Annotated in this window: 15 protein-coding genes and 1 pseudogene; 10 read left to right on the top strand and 6 right to left on the bottom strand. The window is 73.4% G+C overall.

The window, feature by feature from the left end; genetic code table 11:
- Window positions 1–138: 138 nt before the first annotated feature.
- From DIZ27_RS14440 to DIZ27_RS14425, 4 genes are all read right to left on the bottom strand, one after another.
- On the bottom strand, window positions 139–1,413 hold the full coding sequence (locus tag DIZ27_RS14440; protein ID WP_109378807.1) for an RNA polymerase sigma factor: 1,275 nt from the start codon (window positions 1,411–1,413) through the stop codon (window positions 139–141).
- A 92-nt stretch (window positions 1,414–1,505) separates the two neighbouring features.
- On the bottom strand, window positions 1,506–3,437 hold the full coding sequence (gene dnaG, locus DIZ27_RS14435) for a DNA primase (RefSeq protein ID WP_109378806.1): 1,932 nt from the start codon (window positions 3,435–3,437) through the stop codon (window positions 1,506–1,508).
- 53 nt (window positions 3,438–3,490) lie between these two features.
- Complete coding sequence (locus DIZ27_RS14430) at window positions 3,491–4,756, bottom strand: NAD(P)/FAD-dependent oxidoreductase (protein ID WP_109378805.1); 1,266 nt, start codon at window positions 4,754–4,756, stop codon at window positions 3,491–3,493.
- Window positions 4,757–4,867: 111 nt separating this feature from the next.
- Window positions 4,868–6,202 carry a deoxyguanosinetriphosphate triphosphohydrolase gene (locus DIZ27_RS14425; RefSeq protein WP_109378804.1) on the bottom strand — a complete coding sequence of 445 codons (1,335 nt, stop codon included), beginning with the start codon at window positions 6,200–6,202 and terminating at the stop codon, window positions 4,868–4,870.
- On the opposite strand from DIZ27_RS14425, the gene DIZ27_RS14420 reads away from it, so the two are divergent.
- The 7 genes and pseudogenes from DIZ27_RS14420 to DIZ27_RS14395 all read left to right on the top strand — a co-directional run bounded on the left by DIZ27_RS14420 (window position 6,201) and on the right by DIZ27_RS14395 (window position 9,724).
- Window positions 6,201–6,434: a hypothetical protein gene (locus DIZ27_RS14420; RefSeq protein WP_146228943.1), complete on the top strand. Its 234-nt coding sequence runs from the start codon at window positions 6,201–6,203 to the stop codon at window positions 6,432–6,434. The genes DIZ27_RS14425 and DIZ27_RS14420 overlap by 2 nt on opposite strands.
- Before the next feature lie 61 nt (window positions 6,435–6,495).
- Window positions 6,496–7,239, top strand: a complete 744-nt coding sequence (locus DIZ27_RS14415; RefSeq protein WP_109378802.1) for a vancomycin high temperature exclusion protein — start codon at window positions 6,496–6,498, stop codon at window positions 7,237–7,239.
- 50 nt (window positions 7,240–7,289) lie between these two features.
- Window positions 7,290–7,496: a hypothetical protein gene (locus tag DIZ27_RS14410; protein ID WP_109378801.1), complete on the top strand. Its 207-nt coding sequence runs from the start codon at window positions 7,290–7,292 to the stop codon at window positions 7,494–7,496.
- A gap of 64 nt (window positions 7,497–7,560) precedes the next feature.
- Window positions 7,561–7,897: pseudogene (locus DIZ27_RS14405) on the top strand (molybdopterin-dependent oxidoreductase); the annotation flags it as partial.
- 2 nt (window positions 7,898–7,899) lie between these two features.
- Window positions 7,900–8,070 (top strand): molybdopterin dinucleotide binding domain-containing protein, encoded by a 171-nt coding sequence (locus DIZ27_RS47050; protein ID WP_258308365.1) that lies wholly within the window; start codon window positions 7,900–7,902, stop codon window positions 8,068–8,070.
- 263 nt (window positions 8,071–8,333) lie between these two features.
- Window positions 8,334–8,960, top strand: a complete 627-nt coding sequence (locus DIZ27_RS14400) for a hypothetical protein (protein WP_258308364.1) — start codon at window positions 8,334–8,336, stop codon at window positions 8,958–8,960.
- Between the two features lie 113 nt (window positions 8,961–9,073).
- The gene (locus DIZ27_RS14395) at window positions 9,074–9,724 is read left to right on the top strand and encodes a class F sortase (protein ID WP_109378800.1); all 651 of its coding nucleotides are present in this window, start codon (window positions 9,074–9,076) and stop codon (window positions 9,722–9,724) included.
- A 56-nt stretch (window positions 9,725–9,780) separates the two neighbouring features.
- Here DIZ27_RS14395 and DIZ27_RS14390 read toward each other — a convergent pair whose 3' ends face one another.
- Together DIZ27_RS14390 and DIZ27_RS45700 are read right to left on the bottom strand one after the other, a co-directional pair.
- Window positions 9,781–10,563 carry a sulfite exporter TauE/SafE family protein gene (locus DIZ27_RS14390; protein WP_109378799.1) on the bottom strand — a complete coding sequence of 261 codons (783 nt, stop codon included), beginning with the start codon at window positions 10,561–10,563 and terminating at the stop codon, window positions 9,781–9,783.
- A 320-nt stretch (window positions 10,564–10,883) separates the two neighbouring features.
- Window positions 10,884–11,045 carry a hypothetical protein gene (locus DIZ27_RS45700; protein ID WP_181383522.1) on the bottom strand — a complete coding sequence of 54 codons (162 nt, stop codon included), beginning with the start codon at window positions 11,043–11,045 and terminating at the stop codon, window positions 10,884–10,886.
- Between DIZ27_RS45700 and DIZ27_RS14385 the strand changes: the two genes are divergently transcribed.
- The 3 genes from DIZ27_RS14385 to DIZ27_RS14375 all read left to right on the top strand — a co-directional run bounded on the left by DIZ27_RS14385 (window position 11,032) and on the right by DIZ27_RS14375 (window position 13,365).
- Window positions 11,032–11,475: a hypothetical protein gene (locus DIZ27_RS14385; protein ID WP_109378798.1), complete on the top strand. Its 444-nt coding sequence runs from the start codon at window positions 11,032–11,034 to the stop codon at window positions 11,473–11,475. The genes DIZ27_RS45700 and DIZ27_RS14385 overlap by 14 nt on opposite strands.
- 91 nt (window positions 11,476–11,566) lie before the next feature.
- Complete coding sequence (locus tag DIZ27_RS14380) at window positions 11,567–12,724, top strand: alkaline phosphatase PhoX (RefSeq protein WP_109378797.1); 1,158 nt, start codon at window positions 11,567–11,569, stop codon at window positions 12,722–12,724.
- Window positions 12,725–12,933: 209 nt separating this feature from the next.
- Window positions 12,934–13,365, top strand: a complete 432-nt coding sequence (locus DIZ27_RS14375; protein ID WP_109378796.1) for an excalibur calcium-binding domain-containing protein — start codon at window positions 12,934–12,936, stop codon at window positions 13,363–13,365.
- Window positions 13,366–13,508: the final 143 nt, after the last annotated feature.

The following is a 13,508-nucleotide window of genomic DNA, read 5'->3' as shown; positions in this document are numbered from 1 at the left end:
GACCCCGCTCCTCAAACGCCGGAGGGGCTGATTTCAGCCCGTCCGGCGTTTGAGGACGAGGCCCGCAGGGCCGAAGGGGGGTCTGGGGGCGCAGCCCCCAGGGACGGGACGGGAAGGGGCGGCGGGGGCGAAAGAAGCTCAGTCCAGGTAGCCGCGCAGCTGGTCGGCGAAGGCGTGGTCGCGGAGCTTGTTCAACGTCTTGGACTCGATCTGGCGTATGCGTTCCCGCGTCACACCGAAGATGCGGCCTATCTCCTCCAGCGTGCGCGGGCGCCCGTCGACCAGCCCGTACCGCAGCTGGACGACCTTGCGCTCCCGCTCCCCCAGCGTCGACAGCACCGCCTCCAGATGCTCCCGGAGCAGCAGGAACGCGGCCGACTCGACGGGGCTCGTGGCGTCGCCGTCCTCGATGAGGTCGCCGAGGGCCACGTCGTCCTCCTCGCCCACCGGGGCGTGCAGGGAGACCGGCTCCTGGGCGAGCCGCAGCACCTCGCCGACCCGCTCGGGGGCCAGGTCGAGATGGTCGGCGACCTCGTTCGCGGTCGGTTCGTAGCCGCGTTCCTGCAGCATGCGCCGCTGGACGCGGACGACGCGGTTGATGAGCTCGACGACGTGCACGGGGACGCGGATGGTGCGGGCCTGGTCGGCCAGCGCGCGGGACATGGCCTGGCGGATCCACCAGGTGGCGTAGGTGGAGAACTTGTAGCCGCGCGCGTAGTCGAACTTCTCCACGGCCCGGATCAGACCGAGGTTGCCCTCCTGCACCAGGTCCAGCATGGTCAGCCCGCGGCCCACGTACCGTTTGGCGACGGAGACGACGAGCCGCAGATTGGCCTCGATCAGCCGCCGCTTGGCCATCCGGCCCATGACGACGAGCCGGTCCAGGTCGAGGGCGAGGCTGCTGTCCAGGTCGGGGGTGCGGCGCAGCTTCTCCTCGGCGAACAGCCCGGCCTCGACGCGGCGGGCGAGTTCGACCTCCTCGGCCGCGGTGAGCAGGGGGATGCGGCCGATCTCCCGCAGGTACTGGCGGAACAGGTCCGAGGAGGGGCTGCCGGACTCGGCGCGCGCCGGCGGCGGGGCCGGCTCGATGTGCTCGGCCGGCCCGAGCGCCGCGGACGGCGGTTCGGGCTCCGTCTCGGGGTGGTGCGCGGCCCGGCTCTGCGCGGGCACGGCCACCAGGACGTCCGCCTCCGGCCGCGCGCCGACCGTGCTCGTGTCGGTCTGGGTGAGGCTCTGGATCTGGGTCTGCACGGGGGCGACCTCCAGGATGATCGCTGCCGGGGAGGGCGGCAGCGGTACTTCGGGAGCGGAGTCGGCGGCCTCGCCGCTGTCCGTCCCGTACGCGATGAGCGGGGCCGCGGGGGTCCCGGACCCGTCGAGGACGGGTCGGCCGCGCTCCGAGGACTCAGGCACCGCACCCCAGTGTGGGGTATGACACATCGTCCCCACGAGGGGCGTGCGATGACTTTTTGCGTCCGCGCGGTGACCCGGCGGCCACATCCCGTCTACAGGGCCGCCGCGCCGTGCTCGCGCAGGGACTGGTCGTACTGCTGGAGGACCCACAGTTCGTTCTGCACGGAGGCCAGTTCGGCGGGGTCGCCCTGGGAGGCGAGACGGGTCAGCCGGCCGGCGATCTCGCGGACGCGGCGCTCGACGGCACGGCGGCGGACGGTGACCAGCTGGGCGCCCGCGTAGTTCTCGTCGACCTCCTTGACGCCCCGGTGCAGCATGATCGCCTCGACGGCGAGTTCGGTGACCATGGCGCGGACGGTGTCGTCGGGGGCGGCGTCGCGGACCCGGATCAGGTACTCCTGCGGGTCCCGGGCGCCGTACTCCGCGCCGCCCGCTTCCAGGACGGCCTGGCGCACGGCCGCGTAGACCGGGGCGGTGAACTCGTCGACGCCGTAGGCGTCGAAGGCCGGGGAGACCAGCGCGGGGTGCTGGAGGGCGAGCTTGAGCAGTTCCCGTTCGGTGGCGAAGACGGGGTTGCGGAGGTTGAGGGCGGGGCCCCGCGGGAGTGCGGGTTCCGGGCCGGAGGCGTACTGCTGCGGGCCCCCGCCGCCGCGCTGCTGCCGGTCGGGGGCGGGGCCCTTGCCGCCGCGGTCGCGGGCCCAGCGGGCGAGCTGCGCCACCCGCTTGACCACGAACTGGGTGTCGAGGATGCCGAGCATGCCGGCGAGCTGGACGGCGACCTCGTGCTGGGCGCCGCTGTTCTTGATGCGGGCGACGACCGGGGCGGCCTCGTCGAGGGCGGCGGCGCGGCCGGCCGGGGTGTCCAGGTCGTAGCGGTTCACGATGTGGCGGAGCGCGAACTCGAAGAGCGGGGTGCGGGGTTCGGCGAGGTCGGCGACCGCGTCGTCGCCCTTGGCGAGGCGCAGGTCGCAGGGGTCCATGCCGTCGGGCGCGATGGCGATGTAGGTCTCGGCGGCGAACTTCTGGTCGTCCTCGAAGGCGCGCAGGGCCGCCTTCTGGCCGGCCGCGTCACCGTCGAAGGTGAAGATCACCCGGGCCGAGCCGTTGTCCATCAGCAGCCGGCGCAGGATCTTGATGTGGTCGTTGCCGAAGGCGGTGCCGCAGGTCGCGATGGCGGTGGTGACGCCGGCGAGGTGGCAGGCCATGACGTCGGTGTAGCCCTCGACGACGACCGCGCGGGACGACTTGGCGATGTCCTTCTTCGCCAGGTCGATGCCGTACAGCACCTGGGACTTCTTGTAGATCGCCGTCTCGGGGGTGTTGAGGTACTTGGGCCCGTTGTCCGCCTCGTAGAGCTTGCGGGCGCCGAAGCCGACGACCTCGCCGCCGATGTCGCGGATGGGCCACATCAGCCGGCCGCGGAAGCGGTCGATGGGGCCGCGGCGGCCCTCCTGGGACAGGCCGGAGAGCAGCAGCTCCTTGTCGGTGAAGCCCTTGCCGCGCAGGAAGCGGGTGAGGTGGTCCCAGCCCTGGGGGCTGTAGCCGACGGAGAAGTGCCGGGCGGCCTCCTGGTCGAAGCCCCGCTCGGCGAGGAAGGCGCGGCCGGTGTCCGCCTCGGGGGAGGTAGCGAGCTGCTCCACGTACCAGTCGGCGGCGATCCGGTGGGCCTCGATCAGGCGGATGCGCTCGCCGCGCTGGTGGGCCGGGTTGTACCCGCCCTCCTCGTAGCGCAGGGTGATGCCGGCCTGGGCGGCGAGGCGTTCGACCGCCTCGGAGAAGGAGAGGTGGTCGACCTTCATCACGAACGTGATGGTGTCGCCGCCCTCCTGGCAGCCGAAGCAGTGGAAGAGGCCCTTGCTCGGGCTCACCTGGAAGGACGGCGACTTCTCGTCGTGGAACGGGCACAGGCCCTTGAGGTTGCCGCCGCCGGCGCCGCGCAGCTGGAGGTACTCGGACACCACGGCGTCGATCGGGACCGCGTCCCGTACCGCCTTCACGTCCTCGTCGTTGATCCGTCCAGCCACGCTGGAAGTCTACGGTGGTCCGCCGGGAGCCGGATCCGAGGCGTCCGCCCCGGTCAGGAGGCGAGGTTTTCCAGCGGGACGTGCGGGTCGGCCAGGGCCTCCGTGTCCACCGGGGTCCGGGAGCGGATCAGCCGCTGGATCGGGTCCGTGACGTCCCACACGTTGACGTTCATCCCGGCCAGCACCCTGCCCTCCCTCACCCAGAACGCGATGAACTCCCGCTTGCCCGAGTCGCCCCGGATCACGACCTGGTCGTAGGAGCCCGGGGGTGCCCAGCCGGAGTACTCCATCCCCAGGTCGTACTGGTCGGTGAAGAAGTACGGCACCCTGTCGTACGCGACCTCCCGGCCGAGCATGGCGCGGGCCGCGGCCGGGCCGCCGTTGAGGGCGTTGGCCCAGTGCTCGACGCGCATCCGGGTGCCGAACAGGGCGTGCGGGAAGGAGGCGACGTCACCGGCCGCGTGGATGTCCGGGTCGGAGGTGCGCAGCCGCTCGTCGACCAGGACGCCGCCGCCGTCCGCGCGGTCGGCGATCTCCAGGCCCGCCGCCCGGGCGAGGCCGGTGCGCGGGGCGGCGCCGATCGCCGCGAGGACGGCGTGCGCCGGGTGCTCCTCGCCGTCGTCGGTGCGGGCGGCGAGGACCATGCCGTCCTGCCCGGTGATCTCGGTGAGGGTGGCGCCGAAGTGGAAGCGGACGCCGTGGTCGCGGTGCAGGTCGGCGAAGAGCTGGCCGAGCTCGGGGCCGAGGACCGAGTGCAGCGGGGTCTGCCCCCGGTGCACGACGGTGACCTCCGCGCCGTACTCGCGGGCCGCCGCCGCGACCTCCAGGCCGATCCAGCCGCCGCCGGCGATCACCAGGTGGCCGTTGTCACGGCCGAGGGAGGTCAGGACGCCCTTGAGGCGTTCGGCGTGCGCGAGGCGGCGCAGGTGGTGGACGCCGGCCAGGCCGGTGCCCGGGATGTCCAGGCGGCGGGGCTCGGCACCGTTGGCCAGCAGCAGTTTGTCGTAGCGGACGGTGGTGCCGTCCTCGCCGAAGCGGACGGTCTTCGCGGCGCGGTCGACGGCGTCGACGGTCTGGCCGAGGTGCAGCTCGACGTCGTGGCGCGCGTACCAGGCGGGTTCGTGCACGAAGACGCTGTCGCGTTCCTCCTTGCCGAGGAGGTAGCCCTTGGACAGGGGCGGCCGCTCGTACGGGTGGTCGCGTTCGTCGCAGATCAGCAGGACACGGCCGGTGAAGCCCTCCGTTCGCAGCGTTTCGGCCGCTTTCGCGCCGGCCAGTCCGCCTCCGACGATGACGAATGTCTGATCCGCGTCGACCACGTGATGCCTCCTCTTCAGGGTGCCGCCACCTGTGAGCGTCCCGCACACCGGGTGGTGCGGGAAGGGGGAGTGACCCGATCAGGCCACGGACGGTCACCTTCGGGCTCCTCCTCAACCCTGCCCCGTCAGACGGGTGTGAAGCGAGCGGGCCGAGGCGTCGGTGAGGGACGCGATCTGGTCGACGATCACCCGTTTGCGGGCGCGGTCGTCCGGGGCCCGCGCGAACAGCGTGCGGAACTGCGGGTCCAGGCCGTCGGGGGCGCGGGCGGTGAGCGCCTCGGCCAGTTCGGCGACGACGACCCGCTGGTCGGCGCGGAGCAGTTCCTGCTCGGCGCGCTGCATGACGTACCGGTCGGCCACCGCCTTGAGGACGGCGCACTCCAGCCGGGTCCCCCGGGGGACGACGAGTTCGGCTCCGTAGCGGGTGAGGCGGCCGCTGCCGAATCTCTGCCGGGTGGCGCCCTCGGCGGCGAGGCAGAAACGGCCGATGAGCTGGCTGGTGGCGTCCTTGAGGCGGGCCTGGGCGACCGCGGTGCCGTCGTAGCCGTGCGGCCACCACTCCTGGGCGAGGAGCCGGTCGAGCGCCTCGGCGAGTTCCGCCGGGTCGGTGCCGGGGTCGGTGTAGCGGCCGACGGCGACGGCGAAGACCGCCTGCCGCTCGGGCTCGGCGTGCAGGAGGTTGGGGTCGATGTGGCCGGCGTGCAGGCCGTCCTCCACGTCGTGCACCGAGTAGGCCACGTCGTCGGCCCAGTCCATGACCTGGGCCTCGAAGCAGACGCGGTCCTCGGGGGCGTCCTCGCGGATCCAGTCGAAGACGGGGCGGTCGTCCTCGTAGACGCCGAACTTCGGGGAGGCCGGGTCGGTGGGGTGGCCCCCTCGGGGCCAGGGGTACTTGGTGGCGGCGTCGAGGGCGGCGCGGGTGAGGTTGAGGCCGACGGAGCCTTCGGGGGTGAACCGTTTGGGTTCGATGCGGGTGAGGAGGCGGAGCGACTGGGCGTTGCCCTCGAAGCCGCCGCAGTCCTCGGCGAACTCGTTCAGCGCCTGTTCGCCGTTGTGGCCGAAGGGCGGATGGCCCAGGTCGTGGGAGAGGCAGGCGGCCTCCACGAGGTCCGGGTCGCAGCCGAGGGCTGCACCGAGCTCCCGGCCCACCTGGGCGCACTCGAGGGAGTGGGTGAGGCGGGTGCGGGGGCTGGCGTCCCAGGCCGTGCCGGCCGCTCCGGGGGTGACGACCTGGGTCTTGCCGGCCAGGCGGCGCAGGGCCGCCGAATGCAGCACGCGTGCGCGGTCGCGCTGGAAGGCGGTACGCCCGGGGCGCTTGTCGGGTTCGGCGGCCCAGCGGGCGAGCGAGGCCGGCGTGTAGCCGGGGGGCGGGGCGTGGTTCCGCCGCGCCTGTTCCTGCGCCTGCGCTGCGGGGCCGGTGGGGACGGGGGTGCCGGTGCCTGCCATGTTTCGACACTACGGCCACCCGGTGACAGCGGGCGCGGCAGCCCGGGTCCACCCGTACGGCGTCGGGCGGCCGGGGGCGGGCTCGGCGGCGCGGGGGCGGGGCCGTCCGGGCCTGGTCGTGGCGGTGGAGGAGAAGGGCCAGGGCAGGCCCGCGCACGGCGTGAGCGCGTTCGAGCCGCTGCTCCCCTCCCCTCCCCCGCCCACCGTGAAGCCGATCACAGGGCGCGGCTGAACCGGAGGGCGTGCCGATGCGTCTCCGAGGTCGAGGACCGACCGGGGAGGGTGCCCGTCCGATGCTTGACCTGTTGCGCCGCGTGAGGATCCGCGGGTTCCGCCGACCGCGCCTGCCGCACCTGCCGCACCTGCCGCGCACCCGTACCGGTCGGCGGCGGCTGGTGCAGGCGGGGATGGCGGCGTGCGTCCTGGCGCTGTTGCCGGCGACGTGGATGCACCTGGCGGCGGACGGCCGCCTGCGCACCACCGCCGACGTGTCCCGCACGGACGTCGCCGTGGTCTTCGGCGCGGGCCTGTGGGAGGGGGAGCCGTCGCCGTATCTCGCACGCCGGCTGAACGCGGCGGCCGAGCTGTACCGGACGGGCCGGATCGAGGTGGTCCTGGTCACCGGCGACAACAGCCGTGAGGAGTACGACGAGCCGGACGCGATGCGCGCCTATCTGACCCGGCACGGCGTGCCCGACGCACGGATCGTCAGCGACTACGCGGGCTTCGACACCTGGGACTCCTGCGTCCGCGCGAAGAAGATCTTCGGCGTGGACCGGGCCGTGCTGATCAGCCAGGGCTTCCACATCCGCCGCGCGGTCACACTGTGCCGGGCGGCCGGTGTCTCCTCGTACGGCGTCGGCGTCGACGACCGGCACGACGTCACCTGGTACTACGGGGGCGTCCGGGAGATCTTCGCGGCGGGCAAGGCGGCGGCGGACGCGGCGTTCCGTCCGGACCCGCACTTCCTCGGGCCGAGGGAGCCGGGGGTGGAGCGGGCACTCGACGGCATCGACGCCCCGTCGCCCGTACGGTGACCGCGTCGTGTCGAGACCGCGTCACGTCGATGGCGCAGTATGTTCGCGCCATGGCGGACACGACACGGATCACGGTCGCTCTCCCGACCGAGCAGGTCGCCGAAGCGGTGGCCCGTCAACTGCGACACCGGTTGTTCGGCACTGATCTGGTGCGCCATCAGGAAGAGCACGGGGCCTTCACCGAGAAAGAGTCGGCCGAGGCTCACTGCCGAATCTTCGGGACGACGGGCACCGCCCGTCGGCATCTGAACGGATGACACCCGCACCGCGTACCCGGTGTGCAACCGGGGGCGGTGCGGGGCGTACCACGTGGGGTGCAGGCTGGGCGGTACGGAGAGTTCCGGGACGCCCGCACACTGCCCGTACTGCGCCCTGCGGTGCGGAACGAACCTGACGTCGGCCCCGGACGGGACGACCGTCGAGGTGCGGAAACGGGCGGACTTTCCGGTGGACCGGGGGGCTCTGTGCGGGAAGGGGGCGTACGGCCCCCGCCGTGCTGTCGTCGAGCGTGCGGCCGGCCTCGCCGCTGGTGCGGTCCGGGGCGGGTGTGCCGGTGCCGGCCTCCTGGGAGGAGGCGCTGGAGCGGGTCGCCGAGGGGCTGGGGCGGACGCGTGCGGAGTACGGGGCGGACGCGGTCGGGGTGTTCGGCGGAGCCGGGCGGTGGCGCCGGCGCGGCTCACCACCGCGATCCGTCCCGACACCGTGTTCATGCCGTTCCACCGGGCCGGCGGAGACCGCGTCGGCGCCCTCACCCACCCCGCCCTGGACCCGGCCTCACGGATGCCGGGGTTCAAGGTGTGCGCGGTACGGGTGGAGGCGGTGACGCCGTGAGCGGGTCACCCGTTCACAGGCGCGCGGTGCGCCCTTCGGGTTCTTTCCCCGGACGGGGCCGCCGCACGTCGGTGACCTGCCGGAACAGGAGGCGGGCAGGCCCCGGCCGGGCGGGCCCGACACCCGTTCACCCCATTCCTGACTCCCTTTCAGGGAGCGCGCCGCGCCCGATGGCACTTACCTCGGACAGGCAGGGACGCGACTGACGGCGGCACATGGGGGTGCTGCGGGCGTGACCCCTGCGTGAGCTCGAGGGAGCATCGATGCGAGGTACCGCCCGGTCGCTGACCGGCCTGCCCGGTGGGGCCGGCCTGCCCGGTGGGGCCGGCCTGCCCGGTGGGGCCGGTCTGGCCGGCCCCGCGCTGGCCCTGGCCGCCGTGGGGCTGCTCGTCGCCCCCGCCGGACACGCCGGGGAGGCGGACGCCGCCCCGGCGGGGCACTCCCGCGGCACGGCGCCCGGGAACCTGGAGGTGTACCCCTCCTCGGTCGTGGCCGGCGCGCAGGTGACGGTGAACACCGCGGCGTGCGGGGACCGCGACACGGTCGCGGGGGACGCCACCGCCGTGGGCGCCGGCCGTTTCACCCTGGCGCCGAGCGCGCACGAGCGGGACTCGATCGGCCGGTTCCGGGTGCCACCGGACGCGCAGCCGGGGACGTACGAGATCGTCGCGAAATGCTCCGCCGACGGGCAGCGGGTGACCGGCGACCTGGTGGTCAGACTGACGTCCGCGGCCCAGCAGGTGTACCCGCACGGAAGTGTGAAGACGGGGGTCGGCAGTGCCCTGGGCCCCGACCCCGTACAGACCGCGGCCGGCGTGGCGACGCTCGCCGTCGCCGCCGCGGGCGGTACCTGGATCCTGCATCGCCGGGCGAGAGGCGACGGGATCTGACGGGCACCCTCCGCTGCCCGTCCACCGGTACCGCATGTCCCCTCCCCCTCCGGGTCCGCCCCCCTCGCGGCCCGGAGGGGGCGCGGGGCCGACTCCGAAGAGGTCAGTCCACGATGCACAGCAGGTTCGGCCGGGCCGAGGGCCCGAGCGACACGGCCATAGCCTCCGTGAGCGTGTTCGCCCTGTGCTGCGGGCTGTGGCTGCTGCGCGACGCGGCCGAGACGCACGCCCCGCCCCAGCCGTCCGCCGTCCAGGCCCACTCCGGGCGCGTCGATCTCGTCGCCGACCGCCCCGCCGCGCTGCCGCCCTCCCCGCCGGACCGGGTCCGCATCCCCGCGATCGACGTGGACGCGCCGCTGACGGGCCTCGGGCTGACCGGCACCGGCAGCCTCGACGTGCCGCCGCCCGAGCGGAAGAACCTGGCCGGCTGGTACGAGGCCGGCACCACGCCCGGCGAGCGGGGCACCGCGATCGTCGCGGGCCATGTCGACAACGCCGACGGCCCTGCCGTCTTCTACTCCCTGGGCGCCCTGCGCAAGGGCAGCACCGTCGAGGTGGACCGGCTGGACGGCCGCACCGCCGTGTTCACGGTGCACGCCGTGGAGACGTACGACGCGAGGGACTTCCCCGACGAACAGGTCTACGGCGCGGCGGAACGGCCCGAACTGCGGATCATCACCTGCGGCGGCGGCCGGTCACGCGGCACCGGCTACCGGGGCAACGTCGTCGTCTACGCCCACCTGACGGGCAGCCGCAGCCACTGACGCACGCCGGGGCGCGACGCGTGTGGTCCCCCGCTGAAGTTCCGCGGCCCGCGGCATCAGGCCAGCCACTGTTCGTACGCCATGTTCGCCACCAGGGCGAAGACGACCGTCAGCAGGACGACGCGGACGAAGCCACTGCCCTTCTTCAGGGCCGTGTGGGCGCCGAGCATGCCGCCCGCGAGGTTGAACACGGCCATCAGGGCCGCCAGCTGCCACAGCACCGCGCCCTGCCAGGCGAACATCGCCAGCGCGCCCGCGTTGGTGCAGCAGTTGACGATCTTCGCGGTGGCGGAGGCGGTGACGAGGTCGAGGTGGAGCAGCGCGGTGAGCGCCAGGACGAGGAACGTACCGGTGCCGGGGCCGATGAGACCGTCGTAGAAACCGATGCCCAGGCCGCCGAGGCCGATCGCGGCGAGGACGCGGCGGCGCGTGACCGGGCCGGGTGCGGGCGCGGTGCCGAAGGACGGACGGAGGATGACGAAGGCGGCCACGGCGAGCAGCACCACCATGATCACCGGTTTGAGGACCTCGGTGCTCATCCCGGCGGCGAGGAAGGCGCCGCCCAACGACCCGGCGAGGGCGGCGAGACCGATGCGTACGGCGGTACGGACGTCCACCGGGGCCTTGCGTGCGTAGGTGATCGCCGCGCCCGTGGTGCCGACGATGGCGACCGCCTTGTTGGTGCCCAGCGCGTGCGCGGCCGGGGTGCCGGCGGGCAGGCCCAGCAGCAGGGCCGGCAGGAGCAGCAGCCCGCCGCCACCGACCACGGCGTCGATCCAGCCGGCGGCGAGCGCCGCGAGGCAGAGGAGAATGACGGTGGTCAGCGAGATGTCGGGCATGGCCGTGACCCTATGGACCGGATAGTTGTGCCGTCCATCGAGATGAGCGTTTCCTGAGGTTGAGCCTCCTCACACCCGTCCCCGCCCTCGCTGAGGGCAGCGTTCCGCACGGGAAACAGAGGTGGTGCCACGCCTGGACGACGCGGCGGTGCGGGTGACGGCGTACCCGGTGAAGGCGGTCTGACCTGCCGGGACGGGACCGGCGGCGGTCCGGCCCGGTCCGTCCCGCCGGGACCGCACCGCTGTCGTCGGAACGCTGCGGGGTCGGTCGTCGGCCCGTGACCGGGCGTCGAGGACCGACCCCGCGCGAGGTTCCACGGTCAGCTGTCGGCCCGCTCCTCGGCGAGGACCTGCTGCCGCAGCTCCACCAGCGCCCGCAGGGCGTGGCTGTACATGTGGAGGCTCTTGTCGCTGTGTCCGTTCGCCGCGGTCGCCTGGCTGCTGACCGGCATCGCGCTGATGACGGCGATGGCGGCCGCCACGGCGGCGCTGTGCCGCACCGTGGAATCGGTTCTGGTCGCCACGCTCCCCGCGATCTTCGTCCTGCCGTTGATATCCGGGGTCTACATCCCCCGAGAGGTGCTGCCGGACGCACTGGGCGAGGCGCTGCTCTTCGCGCCGCTGTCGTCCACGATCGACCTCATGAGGTCGGGTTGGACCGGGGAGCTGTCGGCGGGCGGGGTTCTGACCCGAAGCGCGCTCGCCATCGCCTGGACCGGCTTCTTCGCCCGGATCGCGGCCGCCGCTTCCGGTGGGAGCCGCGCACCTGAGGAACGCCCCGCCGCCCCTCGCAGGCGGCCTCGCGCCCCGCTGAACGCGGTGTTCCTCGGAGAAGGAGCGGGGATCCAGTCGGGCAGCGTGCGCGGCGCGGGCTGTGGGGCAGCCTGCCGTTCCCCCGTACGACCACATTAATGGCATGTTCATTCCACGCGCTTAGGTTCCCCTCGGCACGGCCCCGCCACCGACCGGTGGCGGGACGGTTCACGGCACCCCAGGAGCGGCAGTGGAACGTCGTACCTTCCTTCGTGCGAGCGCCATGGGCGGCACCGGCGCGGTCCTCGGTGGCGCACTCTGGCACAGCGCCGCGTACGCGGCGCCCGCCCAGCCCGGCACGGGCCCGTACGGTGCGCTCGGCGCGGCGGACGCCAACGGGATCCGGCTGCCCGCCGGGTTCACCAGCAGGGTGATCGCCCGTTCCGGCCGGCAGGTCCCGGGCACCTCGTACACCTGGCACAACGCCCCCGACGGCGGCGCCTGTTACGCGGACGGCAGCGGCTGGATCTACGTCTCCAACTCGGAGATCGACCCGTCCGGCGGCGCGGGCGCGGTGCGCTTCTCGGCCACCGGAGCCATCACGGGCGCGTACCGCATCCTGTCCGGCACCCGACAGAACTGCGCGGGCGGCAGCACTCCGTGGAACACCTGGCTGTCCTGCGAGGAGGTGGACCGCGGTTACGTCTACGAGACCGACCCGTGGGGGGTGAAGGCGGCGGTCCGCCGGGACGCGATGGGCCGCTTCAAGCACGAGGCGGCGGCCGCCGACCCGGTCCGCAGGGTCATCTACCTGACCGAGGACGTCTCGGACAGCTGCTTCTACCGCTTCCGGCCGACGACGTGGGGCGACCTGTCCTCCGGCACGCTGGAGGTACTGGTGGGGGGCGGCGGCACCAGCGGTCCGGTGAGCTGGGCGCGGGTCCCGGACCCGTCCGGCGCCACCGCCACCCGCAACCAGGTCTCCGGCGCCAAGCGCTTCAACGGCGGCGAGGGCTGCCACTACGCGAACGACACCTGCTGGTTCACCACCAAGGGCGACAACCGCGTCTGGCAGTACGACGCCTCCGCCCAGACCATCGAACTCGCCTACGACGACTCCCTGGTGCCGGGCGGCGCCGCTCCCCTGACCGGCGTCGACAACGTCACCGGTTCCTCCTCCGGCGACCTGTTCGTGGCCGAGGACGGCGGCAACATGGAGATCTGCGTCATCACCCCCGACGACGTCGTGGCCCCCTTCCTCCTCGTGAGCGGCCAGTCCGGCTCCGAGATCACCGGCCCGGCCTTCTCCCCGGACGGCACCCGCCTGTACTTCTCCAGCCAGCGCGGCACGAGCGGCAGTTCGTCCGGCGGCATCACCTACGAGGTGAAGGGACCGTTCCGCACCTGACCACTCCCCCGTTCGTGCGGGCGCGGCGCGCAGCACGCACCCGCATGAACGGAGAGCTACCGTCCGGTCACGTCACGTTCGCATCACGGGTCCACAAAACCTCCACGCCCTCCCTCGGCCACTCCCCTACCGTCGGCAGCTCACACCCGGCAGACCGCCCCGGACGGGGGCATGCTGCCGGATATCCGCACATGGCTGGGAGTTTCCCCGTGAACCTGTCCTGCAAGTCCGCCGCCGTGACCGTCGCCGCGCTCGCCCTGGCCGCCCTGCCCGCCACCTCCGCCGTGGCCCACGAGGGCGCCTTCAAGAACTGCACCGAGGCGTACGAGGCCGGGTACTCCGACATCAAGGCGGGCAGCGAGCACTACGGCAAGCACCTGGACCGCGACAACGACGGCATCGGCTGCGACGACGCGCCGGCGGACTTCGTCCCCGTCGGCGACAGGGACAGCGGCTCGGACGACGGCGCCACCGGTTCCGACGCCGACGCCAAGGGCACCGCCGAGAAGGGCGGCGGCACCGACCTCGCCGAGACCGGCGGCAACAGCGCCACCCCGTACATCGCGGCCGGCGGCGCGGCCGTCGTCCTCGCGGGCGGCGCCGTCCTGCTCGCCTCCCGCAGGCGCCGCGGCACGAACTGATCCACGCCGGGCCGAGGACACAGTAAACGGCGGCACCCCCGCACGGGTGCCGCCGTTTCCTTTCGCGATCCGGAGCCGTTGCCGATCGGTGAGGGTGGTCGGGTGACAGGCAACGGCTCCGGGGTTCGTGCGCCCCGGGAACC

This window comes from Streptomyces sp. NWU339 (assembly GCF_003143855.1).
Classification (GTDB): domain Bacteria; phylum Actinomycetota; class Actinomycetes; order Streptomycetales; family Streptomycetaceae; genus Streptomyces.
The sequence above is the reverse complement of the archived record's forward strand: the minus strand, read 5'-3'. Positions and strand labels throughout refer to the sequence as shown.